Below are 14,768 nucleotides of genomic sequence, written 5' to 3'. Positions count from 1 at the left end.
GGCCATGAGCGAACCGCTGATCCAGCTCGAGGGCATCCGCAAGCGCTATGGCGGCGACAACGGCGCGCCGCAGACCGACGTGCTGCGCGGCGTGTCCCTGTCCATCCGCACCGGCGAATTCGTCGCCATCGTCGGCACCTCGGGCTCCGGCAAGTCGACCCTGATGAACATCCTCGGCTGCCTCGACCGCCCCAGTGACGGCAGTTACCGCTTCGCCGGCCAGGACGTCGCCGACCTGGACGACGACCAACTCGCCTGGTTGCGCCGCGAGGCCTTCGGCTTCGTGTTCCAGGGCTACCACCTGATCCCCTCGGCCTCGGCCCGGGAGAACGTGGAAATCCCCGCCATCTACGCCGGCACCCCGGCCGAGCAGCGGCGCCAGCGCGCCAGCGAACTGCTCACCCGGCTCGGCCTGGGGCAGCGCCTGGAGCACCGTCCCAACCAGCTCTCCGGCGGCCAGCAGCAACGGGTATCCATCGCCCGCGCGCTGATGAACGGCGGCCACATCATTCTCGCCGACGAACCCACCGGCGCCCTGGACAGCCACAGCGGCGCCGAGGTCATGACCCTGCTCGACGAGCTGGCCGACCAGGGCCACACCATCATCCTCATCACCCACGACCGCGAAGTGGCGGCACGGGCGCGGCGGGTCATCGAGATCCGCGACGGGCAGATCCTCAGCGACAGCGGTGCCACGCCCACCCCGGGCAGCGACGCCAAGGGCATGGCCGAACGCCTGGCCCGGGGCGACAGCGGCGGCGCCTCGCTGCTGACGGACATACGCGAAGCCATGCAGGCCGCCTGGCGGGTCATGTGGGTCAACCGCTTCCGCACCGCGCTCACCCTGCTCGGCATTGTCATCGGCGTCGCCTCGGTGGTGGTGATGCTGGCAGTGGGCGAAGGCAGCAAACGCCAGGTGATGAACCAGATGGGTGCCTTCGGCTCCAACCTCATCTACCTCTCGGGCCTCTCCGAAACCCCGCGCAGCCCGGCAGGGCTGGTCACCCTGGACGACGTCCGGGCCCTGGCCACCCTGCCCCAGGTGAAGATGATCATGCCGGTCAACGGCGGCGACACCACGGTGCGCTACGCCAACGTCGACCACCAGGCCTATACCCGTGGCAACGGCGTCGACTTCCCGCACATCCTCAACTGGCCGGCGGCCGAAGGCAGCTTCTTCACCCAGGCCGACGAAGACAGCGCCGCCGCCGTGGCGCTGATTGGCCCCAAGGTGAAGGAAAAGCTCTTCCGCAATGGCGAAGACCCGTTAGGAAGCTACATCCTGATCAACAACGCGCCCTTCCAGGTGATCGGCCTGCTGGCGGCAAAAGGCGCCAGCTCGGGCGACGAAGACGCCGACAACCAGATAGTGGTGCCCTACTCCTCCGCCAGCGTGCGCCTGTTCGGCCAGCCGAACCCGGAGTTCGTGATCATCGCCGCCGCCGACGCCGAGCGCGTCCACGAGGCCGAGCAGGCCATCGACGCGCTGATGCTGCAACTGCACCGGGGCGTGCGCGACTACGAGCTGACCAACGACGCGGCGATGATCCAGGCCGAGGCGCGCACCCGCAACAGCCTGTCGCTGATGCTCGGCGCCATCGCCGCCATCTCCCTGGTGGTGGGTGGCATCGGCGTGATGAACATCATGCTGATGACCGTGCGCGAGCGTACCCGCGAGATCGGCATCCGCATCGCCACCGGCGCCCGCCAGCGCGACATCCTCCGCCAGTTCCTCACCGAAGCGGTGCTGCTGACCCTGATCGGCGGCCTGGTGGGCCTGGTGCTCGCGCTGCTCATCGGCGGCGTCCTGCACCTGGCCGAGGTGGCCCTGGTGTTCTCCCTTCCCGCCGTGCTCGGCGCCTTTGGCAGCGCCCTGTGCACCGGCGTCCTGTTCGGCTACATGCCGGCACGCAAGGCTGCGCAACTCGCACCCGTGGTGGCCCTTTCCAGCGAATGATCCCGATGACGACCCGCCTCACCCTGCTCTCCTTCTGCATTGCCCTGGCCGGCTGCGGCAGCCCCCTGGAAAAACCCGCCGGCCAGCTGGAACCCCCGGCGGCCTGGCAAGGGCCCCGGATGGCCCACGGCACGGTCATCGACAGCCAGTGGTGGCGGAGCTTCGGCAGCGCCGAACTCGGCCAACTGGTGGAACAGGCCCGCGTCGCCAACCAGGACCTGGCCTCCGCCCTGGCCCGCGTGCGCCAGGCCGAAGCCTCGGCGCGCATTGCCGGCGCAGCATTGCTGCCCAGCCTGAACGCCAACCTCGATGCCAACCGGCAAGGCCTGATGAGTGGCGACGGCTTCAGCCAGATCGACGCCAGTGACGAAGACTCCCGCATCGACTTCTTCAGCGCGGCACTCAACGCCAGCTACGAAGTGGACTTCTGGGGCGCCAACGCCGCCGCCCGCGACGCCGCCCTGCAACGCCTGCGCGCCAGCGAGGCGGACCGCGCCACCCTGGAACTGACCATCAGCGCCGGCGTGGCCAGCACCTATATTCAGGCCCTGGCCCTGGCCCGGCAGCTGGATATCGGCCGACAGAACCTGGCCAACGCCGAACAGGTGCTGGAGCTGGTCCAGTCCCGCCAGGGCGCCGGTGCCGCCACCCGCCTGGAGCTGGCCCAGCAACGCAGCCTGGTGGCCGCGCAACAGCGCCAGCTGCCACTGCTGGCCCAGCAACAGCGGGAGGCCCTGATCGCCCTCGCCCTGCTGCTCGGCCAGCCGGTCCAGCAGTTGCAGTTGCACGGCCGCCTGGAAGACCTCGGCAATCCGGCCATCGCCGCCGGCCTGCCCAGCGACCTGCTCACCCGCCGCCCGGACATCGCCGCGGCCGAGGCACAACTGGTGGCCGCCGACGGCGACCTCAAGGTGGCCCGCGCCGCCATGCTGCCCAAGCTGACCCTGACCGCGAGCCTCGCCACCGGCGCCGACCGCTTCCACGACACCCTGCGCAACCCCTACTACAACCTCGCCGCCGGACTCGCCGCGCCGATCTTCAGCGGCGGCCGCCTGAGCGCCGAGCGGGACCGCAGCCAGGCACGTCAGGACGAACTGCTGGGCAGCTACAACACCGCGATCCTCAATGCCCTGGCGGACGTGGAGAAGGCCCTGAACAGCGCCGACGGCCTCGACCAGCAACGCCGCTGGCAGACCGAGGAAGTGGAACAGGCGCGACTGGCCTTCGACCTGTCCGAAACCCGCTACCAGGCCGGCGCCGAAACCCTGCTCACGGTACTGGAAACCCAGCGCACCCTGTTCCAGGCCCAGGACCAGCAGGTGCAATTGCAGCAGGCGCGCCTGCAGGCGTCGGTGAGCCTGTATCGGGCATTGGGCGGGGGCTGGAAACCATAGGATGGGTCGCGCTAGCACGACCTGCTTCCTGTAGCGAACTCATTCGCGAAGGCCCGCGCAGCGGGCCGTGGCCGCGTATCGCGCGGAATCTCTTTGTAGGATGGGTTGAGCTTGCGATACCCATCAATCCGACCCGCATGGGTATCGCTACGCTCAACCCATCCTACGCGGTCCGCCCCATGCTCCGCGCATAGAAGGGCCGGCGCGGCGCGCGTTTCAAAAGGTCGGGGACCTCCTGGTCGGCGCTGAAGGCGATGCGCAGGGCCAGTTTCATGGTCTCGATATCGGTTTCCACCGTGGTCACCTCGGCGTCGTGCAGCCACTGGCCGCAGCCATGGGTGGTCGGGCCGAGCCAGGGTTCGTCCACTTCCACCCACTTGCCCGGGGCGAACCAGGGCACGCCATTCACCTCGCGGCGCACCACCTCCCCCGGATGGGCGCGCTCGTGGGCGCGGAACCAGTCGTCCAGGCGGTCGTCGATCCAGCCGTGGAAATACCAGAACACCGGGTTCACATGGGAGGAGAAGGGGTCGCCCAGGTAGTCGTTCTCCGCTCGGAACCAGCGCGGCGAGAAGTCCACCGGGTCGCGGTCGAAGACCACCGGCATGCCATTGGAGGGGTCGCGGGTCACCGCCGCCCAGCGCATGTGCAGCCAGTCGTGCATGCCCAGCTCCAGCTGCGAGCCGAACTCGCCGAGCTTGAGCCTGGCCAGGTATTCCGGGTCCTGGTACTGCGCTTCCCACATCTGGAAGTTGGCGTGGAAGGCCTCGTTGCTCTTGATGTCCAGCAGCCAGCGGTTGAACTCCTCGTCCTCCGGGGATTCCCAGGCCGGCGGCACGGAGAAGCCGTCCTGGTTCACCGTCTTCGCGGCGAAGTCCTCCAGGCCGTAGCCGATGTACTGGCGCGGCAACGGCAGGCTGGTCCAGGACGGTAGCGGCTGCAAATTGCGCGCGGCCATCAGCATGTGCCGATGCATGAACAGGAAGTCCACCCCGGAGCCGTTGCGGTGCTTTTCCTTGCCACGGGCGTCGCGCTCCTCGCCCTGGGGCCCGGGCTGCCAGCCGAGGCCGCGCAGGGCGTCGCGCTTGTCCTCGGCCAGGTCGTCCCACTTGTCCCGCGAGGCGTGCCAGAGCTGGTGGAACAGGCGGTGCCCGGGGGAGACCAGCCAGGCCAGGGTCTGCGGTTCCAGGGCCACGCGCTCGCGGGCCTCGGGGAAGGCCTGCTTCACCGCGAGAAAGGTCAGCGGCGTGCGCAGCGGCAGGTCCAGCCAGGCCAGGCGGCCGCTCAGGGAAGCGCTGTTGCCGTCGTTCTGCCAGGCGCCCCAGACCTCATCCAGCACCGCGGTGCATTCATAGGCCGCCGGGCTGCCGGCCTCGGCCAGGCGCCAGCGCACGCGGGTCTGCTGGCTGCTGGAGAGGTCCCCCAGCACCTGATAGCTCGTACCGTCCGGGGTACGCAGCACGCCACGGATGGAACGACCGGCGGCGGCCACGTCCAGCAGCAGCTCGCACTCGCCGTCCAGGCCGGGCAGCACGGCATCCACCAACTGGAAGCGCCAGCTGCCGCGCAGGCGGTTGCCCAGGTGGCTTTCCGTGGTTTCCGGCAGCGTCAGGCTGGCTTCGTCCGGGGTGATGCGGGCGGCCTCCCGGCGTTCCCGCTCCTGGTTCCATGCGTAGAGGGACGTGGGCAGGACCACCGCGCTGGTGGCCGCCAGCCCCGCCATGAAGCGTCGTCTGGTGAAGCGCATAACCTGTCGTCTGACCTCGTGAGCCGTGCTCTATCAAGGCAAGGACGAGCCGTCGCCGGGGAAATTTAGCGTGCCTAAATTTCCCCGGCGCCCAGCCGTCCTGAAGCAAAACCCATTCGTTCGAGGACACCATGCTGCGCTCCAGAAAACTCCTGCTGACCGGCGTTGCCCTGTTCGTCCCGGCCCTGGCCGCGAGCGTGTTCTTCGGCCAGAAATACCTGTTTGAAGAAGGCCCCGCCTACCCGCCCAAGGTGATGAAGCACGCAGCGGAACTGCAAGAGCGCATGCTCTCCTTCGACAGCCACATCAACGTGCCCATCGACTACGGCACCCCGGGCTCGGAAGCCGACAAGGACAGCGGCACCCAGTTCGACCTGCCCAAGGCCGCCCGTGGGCGCCTCTCCGGCGCGGCGCTGACGGTATTCGCCTGGCCTGAGCTGTGGAACGGCCCCAATGCCCCGCACCGCCCCACCCCGGCCTTCCTGCCGGAGGCGCAGAAGGAGCAGGAAGCGCGCTACCGCATCATCACCGGCATCGCCCGCGACTTCCCCAACCAGGCAGCCATCGCCTACACCCCCGAGGACTTCAAGCGCCTGGCCGGCGAAGGCAAGTTCGCCATCGTCATCAGCATGCTCAACGCCTACCCCCTGGGTAACGACATCAGCCGCCTCGACCACTGGGCCGCGCGCGGCATGCGCATCTTCGGCTTCAGCTACGTGGCCAACAACGACTGGGCCGACTCCTCGCGCCCGATGCCCTTCTACAACGACACCCCGGACGCCCTCGGCGGCCTCTCCGACACCGGCCGCCAGGCCGTGCGGCGGCTCAACGAACTGGGCGTGGTGATCGACGTGTCGCAGATGTCGCGCAAGGCGGTGGAAGAAGTCACCCGCCTCACCCGCGCCCCGGTCATCGCCTCCCACTCGGCCGTGCGCGGCCTGGTGGACATCGACCGCAACCTCAGCGACCAGGAGCTGAAAGCCATCAAGGACACCGGTGGCGTGGTGCAGGTGGTGGCCTTCCCCACCTACCTCAAGCCGCTGACCCAGAAGACCCGCGAGCGCCTCAACGCACTGCGCGCCGAGCACGGCCTGCAACCCCTGGAGAACCTCAACCAGGCGCTGATGCCCGCGGACCCGGTGATCGCCATCTGGCCGGAGCGGAAGTTCGGCGAATACGCCGGCGCCCTCTACGGCATCCTCGAGGAAGAGCCCAAGGCCACCCTCCAGGACTATGTCGACGCCATCGACTACACGGTGAAGAAGGTCGGCATCGACCACGTCGGCATCAGCTCCGACTTCAACGACGGTGGCGGCGTGATCGGCTGGGAGAACGCCGCCGAGGCCCGCAACGTCACCGCCGAACTCATCACCCGCGGCTACTCCGACCAGGACATCGCCAAGCTCTGGGGCGGCAACTTCCTGCGCGCCTGGGGCGAGGTCCAGAGACTCGCCACTGTCGCCGCCGCGCCCTGATCACCCCCTTCCATCGGATGCCGTCATGACCGATCGCCGTACCTTCCTCAAACAGGCCGGCCTGCTCGCCGCCAGCCTGCCCCTGCTCTCCGTCGCCGAACCTGTGCCCGCCGCCAGCGGCGACAAGTGGCTCGACTTGCGCGCCCTGTTCCAGCTGGACCCGGACTACCTGCACTTTTCCAACTTCCTCCTCACCTCCCACCCACGCCCGGTGCGCGAGGCCATCGCCCACTTCCGCGCGCGCTTCGACGAGAACCCCGGCGAAGTGGTGGACTGGCACCGCGAGGAACTCTGGAAGTACGAAAACCAGGTGCGCGCCGAGGTGGGCCGCTACCTGGCGGTAAAACCCGCCCAGGTGGCGCTCATCGGCAGCACCACCGAGGGCCTGGCCATGGTCTACGGCGGCCTGCAGGTGCGCCCGGACCAGGAGATCCTCACCACCGTCCACGAGCACTACTCCACCTACACCACGCTGGAATTCCGCCAGCAGATGATGGGCACCCAGGTGCGCAACATCAGCCTGTTCAAGGACCCCCACCAGGTGTCCGAGGACGAGATCCTCGGCAACATCGCCCGCGCCATCCGCCCGCAGACCCGCGTGCTGGGCATGACCTGGGTGCAGTCCGGCAGCGGCGTGAAGCTGCCGGTTGGCGCAATCGGCAAGCTGGTCCACGAGGCCAACCGCAACCGCGACGAAAAGGACCGCATCCTCTACGTGGTGGACGGGGTCCACGGCTTCGGCGTGGAAGACGTGACCTTCGCCGACCTGGACTGCGACTACTTCATCGCTGGCACCCACAAGTGGATGTTCGGCCCGCGCGGCACCGGCATCATCGTCGCCCGCAGCGAGCAGCCGGTGGGCCTGACCCCCACCGTGCCCACCTTCACCGAAGGCGACAACTTCGGCACCCTCTTCACCCCCGGCGGCTACCACGCCTTCGAGCACCGCCTGGCGCTCGGCGAAGCCTTCAAGCTGCACATGCAGCTGGGCAAGGCCGATGTCCAGGCGCGCATCCACCAGCTCAACAGCTACCTCAAGCAGCGCCTCGGCGAATACGCCAAGGTGCAGCTGGTGACCCCGACCAGCCCGGCCTTCTCAGCCGGCTTCACCTTCTTCCGCGTGCAGGGACGCGATTGCGACGCGGTGGCCAACCACCTGATGCAGCACAAGGTGATCGCGGATGCCGTCGAGCGCGACGTCGGCCCGGTGGTGCGCCTGGCCCCCAGCCTGCTCAACGACGAGGCGCAGATCGACCAGGTCATGCAGATCCTCGCCCCGCAGCTTTCCTGATCCCAATTCCTGCAAGGACATTCCATGCGCGTTTCCCCCCTGATCCTCGCCAGCCTGCTGGCGACCGCCGCCTGGGGCGCCCAGGCCACCGCCAAGCGCGAACCCGGCCAGGTATTCAAGGACTGCAAGCACTGCCCCGAAATGGTCGTGCTGCCCGCCGGCAGCTACGCCATGGGCACCCCGGAGAGCGAAGTGGGCCGCCAGCCCGACGAAGGCCCGCAGCGCCGGGTGACCTTCGCCAAGCCCTTCGCCATCAGCCGCTTCCAGGTCACGTCCGAGGAGTGGGATGCCTACCTCAAGGCCAGCGGCGCGACGATCGCCGACGGCGACACCCGCCCCGGCCGCGAGTGCATCGCCAGCAAGCCGCGCTACCAGCAGGGCCCGCGCCAGCCGGCGGTGTGCATGAGCTATGCCGACGTGCAGGCCTATGTCGCCTGGATCTCCAAGCAGACCGGCAAGCCCTACCGCATGCTCAGCGAAGCCGAACGCGAGTACGGCGCCCGCGCCGGCAGCGAAGGCCCCTTCCCGTTCCCCTTCGATGAAGGCGAGCCCTACAGCATCGCCAAGCACGCCAACGTCTACGGCGCGGCGGACGGCTACAACTACAGCGCCCCGGTGGGCAGCTTCGAGCCCAACGCCTTCGGCGTCTACGACATGCACGGCAACGTCTACGAATGGGTCGCCGACTGCTGGCACGACAACTACAACGGCGCCCCCAGCGACGGCAGCGCCTGGATGGAAGAGAAGTGCGAGCTGGTGCAGATCCGCGGCAACGACTGGGGCGAACCGCCGATCTTCTCCCGCTCCGGCAACCGCAACAACGCCTACCCCACCGACCGTGGCGACTGGATCGGCTTCCGCGTGGCGCGGGAGCTGTAACTCCCCGGGCGTGATTGGCACAGCCCGTAGGATGGGTCGGGCGGCGTACCGCGAGCCTGCGATACCCATGCTGTCCGTGGCAGAGCTGATGGGTATCGCTTCGCTCAACCACATCCTACCGACCGTAGCGGCGAATGAATTCGCCCCCACAACGCCCGCCCCACCCTAAATCCCTCCCCATCCCGCTCGTCTTCCCCTGTGTCAGCCATTGCCCTGGCCATCGAGGAATCCCCATGACCACCCGTTCCCCCAGCGCCCTCGGCGAACTGTTCAAGCTGCTCAAGCCCTACTGGCCGATCGTCCTGGTGTCCACCCTGCTGGGCATGGTCGGCGGCCTGTCCGTCACCGCGTTGCTGGCCACCATCAACAAGGGCCTGCATGCCGACGGCGGCCTCAGCGACGCCCTGGTCCTGGCGTTCGCCGGCTTCTGCGTGCTGGCCCTGGTCAGCTCGATCATTTCCGACATCGGCAGCAACTTCGTCGGCCAGAACATCGTCGCCAAGCTGCGCAAGGAACTCGGGGCCAAGGTGCTGTCCGCGCCCATCCAGCAGATCGAGCGCTACCGCACCCACCGGCTGATCCCGGTGCTGACCCACGACGTCGACACCATCAGCGACTTCGCCTTCTCCTTCGCGCCGCTGGCCATCTCGATGACCGTCACCCTCGGCTGCCTGGGCTACCTGGCGGTGCTCTCGCTGCCGATGTTCCTCATCACCCTGCTGGCCATCGCGGTGGGCTCGTTGATCCAGTACGCCGCCCAGGCCCGCGCCTTCCAGGGCTTCAACGACGCCCGCGACGCCGAGGACCAGTTGCAGAAGCACTATCGCGGCATCGCCGAAGGCGCCAAGGAACTGCGCATCCACCGGCCGCGCCGCCTGCGCATGCACGAGCGGAACATCCAGGGCACCGCCGAACGCATCTGCCGGCTGCAGATCGGCTCGATCAACACCTACGTGATCGCCAAGAGCCTCGGCTCGATGCTGTTCTTCGTGGTCATCGCCATCGCCCTGCTGGTGCAGTCCTTCTGGCCGGCGGCGGACAAGGCGGTGGTCAGCGGCTTCGTGCTGATCCTGCTGTACATGAAAGGGCCGCTGGAACACCTGATCGGCGTACTGCCCCTGGTGGGCCGCGCGCAGATCGCCTTCCGCCGCATCGCCGAGCTGAACAGCCAGTTCTCCTCCCCCGAGCCTGCGCTGCTGGAGGCCGCAGCCGATACCCAGCCGCGCAGCATCCACAGCCTGGCGCTGCGCGACCTGCGCTACGCCTACCCCCAGGCCGAGGGCGCCGCGCCCTTCCAGATCGGCCCGGTGAACCTGACGCTGCAGCAGGGCGACATCCTGTTCATCGTCGGCGAGAACGGCTGCGGCAAGACCACCCTGATCAAACTGCTGCTGGGCCTCTACACCCCGACCCAGGGCGAGATCCTGCTGGACGGCAAGCCGGTGGACGCCGCCAGCCGCGACGACTATCGCCAGCTGTTCACCACGGTGTTCGCCGACTACTACCTGTTCGACGACCTGATCCAGGGCTCCGGCAGCATTCCCGCCGACGCCAGCCGCTACCTGGAACGCCTGGAGATCGCCCACAAGGTCCAGGTCGAGGACGGCGCCTTCAGCACCACCGACCTCTCCACCGGCCAGCGCAAGCGCCTGGCCCTGGTCAACGCCTGGATCGAGGAACGCCCGGTGCTGGTGTTCGATGAATGGGCCGCCGACCAGGACCCGACCTTCCGCCGCATCTTCTACACCGAGCTGTTGCCGGAGCTCAAAGCACTGGGCAAGACCATCATCGTCATCTCCCACGACGACCGTTACTTCGATGTGGCAGACCACCTGCTGCGGCTGGAAGGTGGCCAGGTGGTGACCTGTGAGGACATTGAAGAACCCGCCTGATCTTTTGTAGGGGCGATTTCAATCGCCATGCGGACCGCAGGTCCGCCGTTCAGCATCGAAGGGGCAGCTACGCCGCCCTTGGCGAATGAATTCGCCCCTACAGGAAAGCACTTGCCAACCGCCATCGAAATACCCGGTTACACCTCCCCTGGCGGATTCCGCCTTCTCATCCGTCCTTACCAGACAAGCCCCGCAAAAAACGGATTTCCCATGCGTTCCATCGCTACCCTCCTGCACCGCTGGGTTGGCCTCGCCACCGCCGCCTTCCTGTTCATCACCGGCCTGACCGGCGCGATCATTTCCTGGGACCACGAGCTGGATGACCTGCTCAACTCGCACCTGACCCAAGTGAGCAGCCAGGGCCCGGCCCTGGACCCGCTGGAACTGGCGCGCCAGGCCCAAGCCCGCGACCCGCGCGCGGTGGTGACCTATGTACCGCTGGCGCCGGAGCCCGGTGGATCGCTGGACCTGGGCGTCACCGGCCGGCTCGACCCGGCCACCGGCAAGGCCTTCGAGCTGGGCTACAACCAGGTCTTCGTCGACCCCATCACCGGCGCCGAACTGGGCAAGCGCGACTGGGGCGCGGTGTGGCCGGTCACCAGCGAAAACCTGGTGTCCTTCCTCTACGTGCTGCACTACAGCCTGCACATCCCGGAATTCTGGGGCATCGATCACTGGGGCCTGTGGCTCCTGGGCATCGTGGCGATCTTCTGGACCCTGGACTGCTTCGTCGGCCTCTACCTCACCCTGCCCGCCCGGCGCCGCCAGGCCGCCGCCAAGGCCGCCAGCCAGGCCGGCGGACCCTCCTGGTGGCAACGCTGGAAACCGGCCTGGAAAGTGCGCTGGAGCGGCGGCTCCTACAAGCTCAACTTCGACCTGCACCGCGCCTTCAGCCTCTGGACCTGGGTCCTGCTGCTGATCCTGGCCTTCACCGCCTTCTCCCTGAACCTCTACCGGGAGGTCTTCTTCCCGGCGATGCAGCTGGTCACCGACGTCACCCCCGGCCCCTTCGACAAGCGCACGGAAACCCCGGAAGACCAGCCCATCGAACCGCGCCTGGACTTCGCCGAGGCCATCGCCATCGCCAAGGTCGAAGCCAGCCACCGTGGCTGGGAGGAGCCCGCGGGCAGCGTCTTCTATGCGCGCCACTTCGGTATCTACGGGGTCAGCTTCTACCACCCCGGCGACGACCACGGTAACGGTGGCGTGGGCCCGGCGGCGCTGTACTTCGACGGCCAGGACGGCAGCCTGCTGGGCGACAGCCAGCCTTGGAAAGGCACCGCCGGCGACATCTTCGTGCAGGCCCAGCTGCCCCTGCACTCCGGGCGCATCCTCGGCCTGCCGGGGCGCATCCTGATCTCCGCCATGGGCTTGGTGATCGCCATGCTTTCGGTCACCGGCGTGGTCATCTGGTGGCGCAAGCGCGCGGCCCGCGTGCGCTCCCAGCTGAACAAGGCGCAACGCCAGGCCGACGCCACCGACAGCGAAATACTGCCCTCCTCCTGAGTCATCCCCTTGCACGGACCCGGCCTTGGCGGCCGGGTCTGTCGCCCGCAGAAATATTTTTCGCGAATTCGTTCCGGTTTCCCCTGCCTCGTTCGTTTAATTCCAAACAAGAACGAAACTCAATTGCCAAAAACACTACGAATCGAGATCAGGAAGATGTCCTTCAACCCCGTGCTGTCCCCCTTCACCAAAGCCTTGTTGATGCACCGCGCCCTGCAGCGCCAGATCGCCGCCGTCTCCCTCGGCATGGCCATGACCCTGCCGTTCCCGGCCATGGTGCAGGCCCAGCAGGTCAGCCTGGACATCCCGGCACAGTCACTGGCCGGCGCCCTGCGCCAACTCGGCCAACAGGCCAACCTGCAGATCCTCTACAGCCCCAACGACGTGGCCAACCTCCGCAGCCCAGGCGTACGCGGCAACCTCGAGCCCGCCGCGGCCCTGGCCGCCGTCCTCGCCGGCAGCGGCCTGCGCTACAGCGTCGACGGCAACACCGTGACCCTGATCTCGCCCAACGACAGCAGCGCCATGGAAGTGGCGCCCACCAGCATCAACAGCACCGGCCTCGGCGAGTCCACCGAAGGCACCGGCTCCTTCACCACCGGCGTGACCCGCACCGCCACCAAGCTGCCGCTGTCCCTGCGGGAAACCCCGCAATCGGTCACCGTGGTCACCCGCCAGGTGATGGACGACCAGGCCGCCAGCAGCATCGGCGACGTGCTGCGCAACGCCCCCGGTATCTCGGTGCAGGCCTACGACAGCGACCGCATGGAGTTCTCGGCCCGGGGCTTCGCCATCACCAACTACCAGTACGATGGCGTCAACACCATCTACGACGGCGTCTACGACCAGGGCACCACCCACACCGACATGGCCATCTACGACCGCGTCGAGATCATCAAGGGCGCCACCGGCCTGATGACTGGCTCCGGCGACCCCTCGGCCACCGTCAACCTGGTGCGCAAGCGTCCGACCCAGGAGTTCCAGTCCTCCATTACCGGCCTGGCCGGTTCCTGGGACAACTACCGCGCCGAAGGCGACATCGGCGGCCCGCTGAACGACGAAGGCACCCTGCGCGGCCGCCTGGTCGGCGCCTACCAGGACCGCAACTCCTACCTGGACCACTACTCGCAGGAAAAGGATGTGCTCTACGGCATCCTCGAAGCCGACCTCACCCCGGACACCCTGCTGACTTTCGGCCTCGACCACCAGAACGTGAAGCCGCGCGGCACCTCCTGGACCGGCAACCCGGTGTTCGCCAGCGATGACAGCAAGCTTGACCTCAGCCGCTCGTTCAACCCGGGCACTGACTGGAGCCGCCGGGATTTCAAGTCCTACACCGCCTTCACCTCCCTGGAGCAGCGGCTGCAGAACGACTGGAAGGCCAAGCTCAGCCTGAACCACATGCGTAACAAGCACGACACCCAGCTCGGCTCCCTGAGCTCCGGCAACCCGGACCCGGTCACCGGCCAGGGCATGGGTTTCTACTGGGGCCGCTGGGAAGGCGATCGCGAGCAGAACACCTTCGACGCCAACGTGACCGGCCCTTTCGAGCTGCTGGGCCGCGAGCATGAGCTGGTCGCCGGCTTCATGGCCGCTGCCGCAAAGACCACTGGCGACCTGTTCGAGTCGGTTCCCTCGCCCCTCTACCCGGGCAATTTCTTCGAGTGGAACGGCGACTTCCCCAAGCCTGATTTCCCGGTCAACGGCGACTACGAAACCAACCAGCGGCAGAACGGCGCCTACCTGGCCGCGCGCTTCAAGCCGATGGACGACCTGGCGCTGATCCTCGGTACCCGCGTCAGCAACTACCGCTATGACACCAGCGACCGAAACCTCGCCGGCACCACCACCTCGCGCACCAGCTACAAGGAAAGCGGCGTGGTCACGCCCTATGCCGGCGCGGTCTACGACCTGGACGACACCTACTCGGTCTACGCCAGCTACACGTCCATCTACCAGCCGCAGAGCAACGAAGACGTCAACGGCTCGACCCTCGACCCGGTGGAAGGCTATGCCTACGAGGCCGGCCTGAAGGCCGAGTACTTCGGCGGCAAGCTGAACGGCACCCTGGCCTTCTTCCGCATCGAGCAGGACAACGTGGCGGAACAAGTCGGTATCGATGGCAACAACGACCCCTTCTACCGCGCCGTCGAAGGCGTCACCACCAAGGGCCTGGAACTGGAACTGGCCGGCCAGCTGATGGAAGGCTGGAACCTCACCGGCGGCTACACCTACGCCCGCACCCGCGACAAGGACGACCAACTGGTCAAAGGCTTCCCGCTGATGACCACCAAGCCCGAACACCTGTTCAAGCTGTTCACCACCTACCGCCTGCCGGGCGACCTGAACAAGATCACCGTGGGTGGCGGCGTGGACTGGCAGAGCAAGTTCTACGGCAACACCTACCTGCCCTCGACCTTCGCCGACTACGAGCTGAAACAGGGCAGCTACGCGCTGGTCAACCTGATGACCCGCTACCAGCATGACGAGCACCTGAGCGTCAGCCTCAACGCCAACAACGTGACCGACAAGAAGTACTACAGCGGCCTCGGCAACTTCTGGACCACCTTCTACGGCGAGCCGCGCAACCTGATGCTCACCACCAAGTGGGACTTCTGAGGTCCTGA

General features: G+C 67.4%; 9 protein-coding genes. 8 read left to right on the top strand and 1 reads right to left on the bottom strand.

What is annotated here, in order from left to right; translation table 11 throughout:
- Positions 1–4: 4 nt before the first annotated feature.
- Both PCA10_RS11365 and PCA10_RS11360 read left to right on the top strand, forming a co-directional pair.
- On the top strand, positions 5–1,957 hold the full coding sequence (locus PCA10_RS11365) for a MacB family efflux pump subunit (protein WP_016492220.1): 1,953 nt from the start codon (positions 5–7) through the stop codon (positions 1,955–1,957).
- A 5-nt stretch (positions 1,958–1,962) separates the two neighbouring features.
- The gene (locus PCA10_RS11360; protein WP_041770219.1) at positions 1,963–3,351 is read left to right on the top strand and encodes an efflux transporter outer membrane subunit; all 1,389 of its coding nucleotides are present in this window, start codon (positions 1,963–1,965) and stop codon (positions 3,349–3,351) included.
- 163 nt (positions 3,352–3,514) lie between these two features.
- On the opposite strand, the gene pvdP is transcribed toward PCA10_RS11360, so the two are convergent.
- Positions 3,515–5,098 carry a pyoverdine maturation tyrosinase PvdP gene (pvdP, locus tag PCA10_RS11355; protein WP_041770217.1) on the bottom strand — a complete coding sequence of 528 codons (1,584 nt, stop codon included), beginning with the start codon at positions 5,096–5,098 and terminating at the stop codon, positions 3,515–3,517.
- A 131-nt stretch (positions 5,099–5,229) separates the two neighbouring features.
- Here pvdP and PCA10_RS11350 point away from each other — a divergent pair, with 131 nt between their 5' ends.
- The 6 genes from PCA10_RS11350 to PCA10_RS11325 all read left to right on the top strand — a co-directional run bounded on the left by PCA10_RS11350 (position 5,230) and on the right by PCA10_RS11325 (position 14,760).
- Positions 5,230–6,573, top strand: a complete 1,344-nt coding sequence (locus PCA10_RS11350; protein ID WP_016492217.1) for a dipeptidase — start codon at positions 5,230–5,232, stop codon at positions 6,571–6,573.
- A 25-nt stretch (positions 6,574–6,598) separates the two neighbouring features.
- Positions 6,599–7,864, top strand: a complete 1,266-nt coding sequence (pvdN, locus tag PCA10_RS11345; RefSeq protein ID WP_016492216.1) for a pyoverdine-tailoring periplasmic protein PvdN — start codon at positions 6,599–6,601, stop codon at positions 7,862–7,864.
- A gap of 24 nt (positions 7,865–7,888) precedes the next feature.
- Positions 7,889–8,743, top strand: a complete 855-nt coding sequence (gene pvdO, locus PCA10_RS11340; RefSeq protein ID WP_016492215.1) for a dihydropyoverdine dehydrogenase — start codon at positions 7,889–7,891, stop codon at positions 8,741–8,743.
- 233 nt (positions 8,744–8,976) lie between these two features.
- Complete coding sequence (locus PCA10_RS11335; protein ID WP_016492214.1) at positions 8,977–10,635, top strand: cyclic peptide export ABC transporter; 1,659 nt, start codon at positions 8,977–8,979, stop codon at positions 10,633–10,635.
- A 210-nt stretch (positions 10,636–10,845) separates the two neighbouring features.
- Positions 10,846–12,141, top strand: a complete 1,296-nt coding sequence (locus PCA10_RS11330) for a PepSY-associated TM helix domain-containing protein (protein WP_016492213.1) — start codon at positions 10,846–10,848, stop codon at positions 12,139–12,141.
- Between the two features lie 156 nt (positions 12,142–12,297).
- Positions 12,298–14,760, top strand: coding sequence for a TonB-dependent siderophore receptor (locus PCA10_RS11325; protein ID WP_016492212.1), 2,463 nt, complete (start codon positions 12,298–12,300; stop codon positions 14,758–14,760).
- The last annotated feature ends 8 nt before the right edge of the window (positions 14,761–14,768 follow it).

Source organism: Pseudomonas resinovorans NBRC 106553 (assembly GCF_000412695.1).
Classification (GTDB): domain Bacteria; phylum Pseudomonadota; class Gammaproteobacteria; order Pseudomonadales; family Pseudomonadaceae; genus Metapseudomonas; species Metapseudomonas resinovorans_A.
The sequence above is the reverse complement of the archived record's forward strand: the minus strand, read 5'-3'. Positions and strand labels throughout refer to the sequence as shown.

Excerpts from the sequence above, each read along its gene's own strand:
- PCA10_RS11325 (WP_016492212.1), top strand. The coding sequence starts at position 12,298 with ATGTCCTTCAACCCCGTGCTGTCCCCCTTCACCAAAGCCTTGTTGATG.
- PCA10_RS11350 (WP_016492217.1), top strand. The coding sequence starts at position 5,230 with ATGCTGCGCTCCAGAAAACTCCTGCTGACCGGCGTTGCCCTGTTCGTC.
- PCA10_RS11365 (WP_016492220.1), top strand. The coding sequence starts at position 5 with ATGAGCGAACCGCTGATCCAGCTCGAGGGCATCCGCAAGCGCTATGGC.
- PCA10_RS11335 (WP_016492214.1), top strand. The coding sequence starts at position 8,977 with ATGACCACCCGTTCCCCCAGCGCCCTCGGCGAACTGTTCAAGCTGCTC.
- PCA10_RS11330 (WP_016492213.1), top strand. The coding sequence starts at position 10,846 with ATGCGTTCCATCGCTACCCTCCTGCACCGCTGGGTTGGCCTCGCCACC.
- PCA10_RS11360 (WP_041770219.1), top strand. The coding sequence starts at position 1,963 with ATGACGACCCGCCTCACCCTGCTCTCCTTCTGCATTGCCCTGGCCGGC.
- pvdN (WP_016492216.1), top strand. The coding sequence starts at position 6,599 with ATGACCGATCGCCGTACCTTCCTCAAACAGGCCGGCCTGCTCGCCGCC.
- pvdO (WP_016492215.1), top strand. The coding sequence starts at position 7,889 with ATGCGCGTTTCCCCCCTGATCCTCGCCAGCCTGCTGGCGACCGCCGCC.
- pvdP (WP_041770217.1), bottom strand. The coding sequence starts at position 5,098 with ATGCGCTTCACCAGACGACGCTTCATGGCGGGGCTGGCGGCCACCAGC.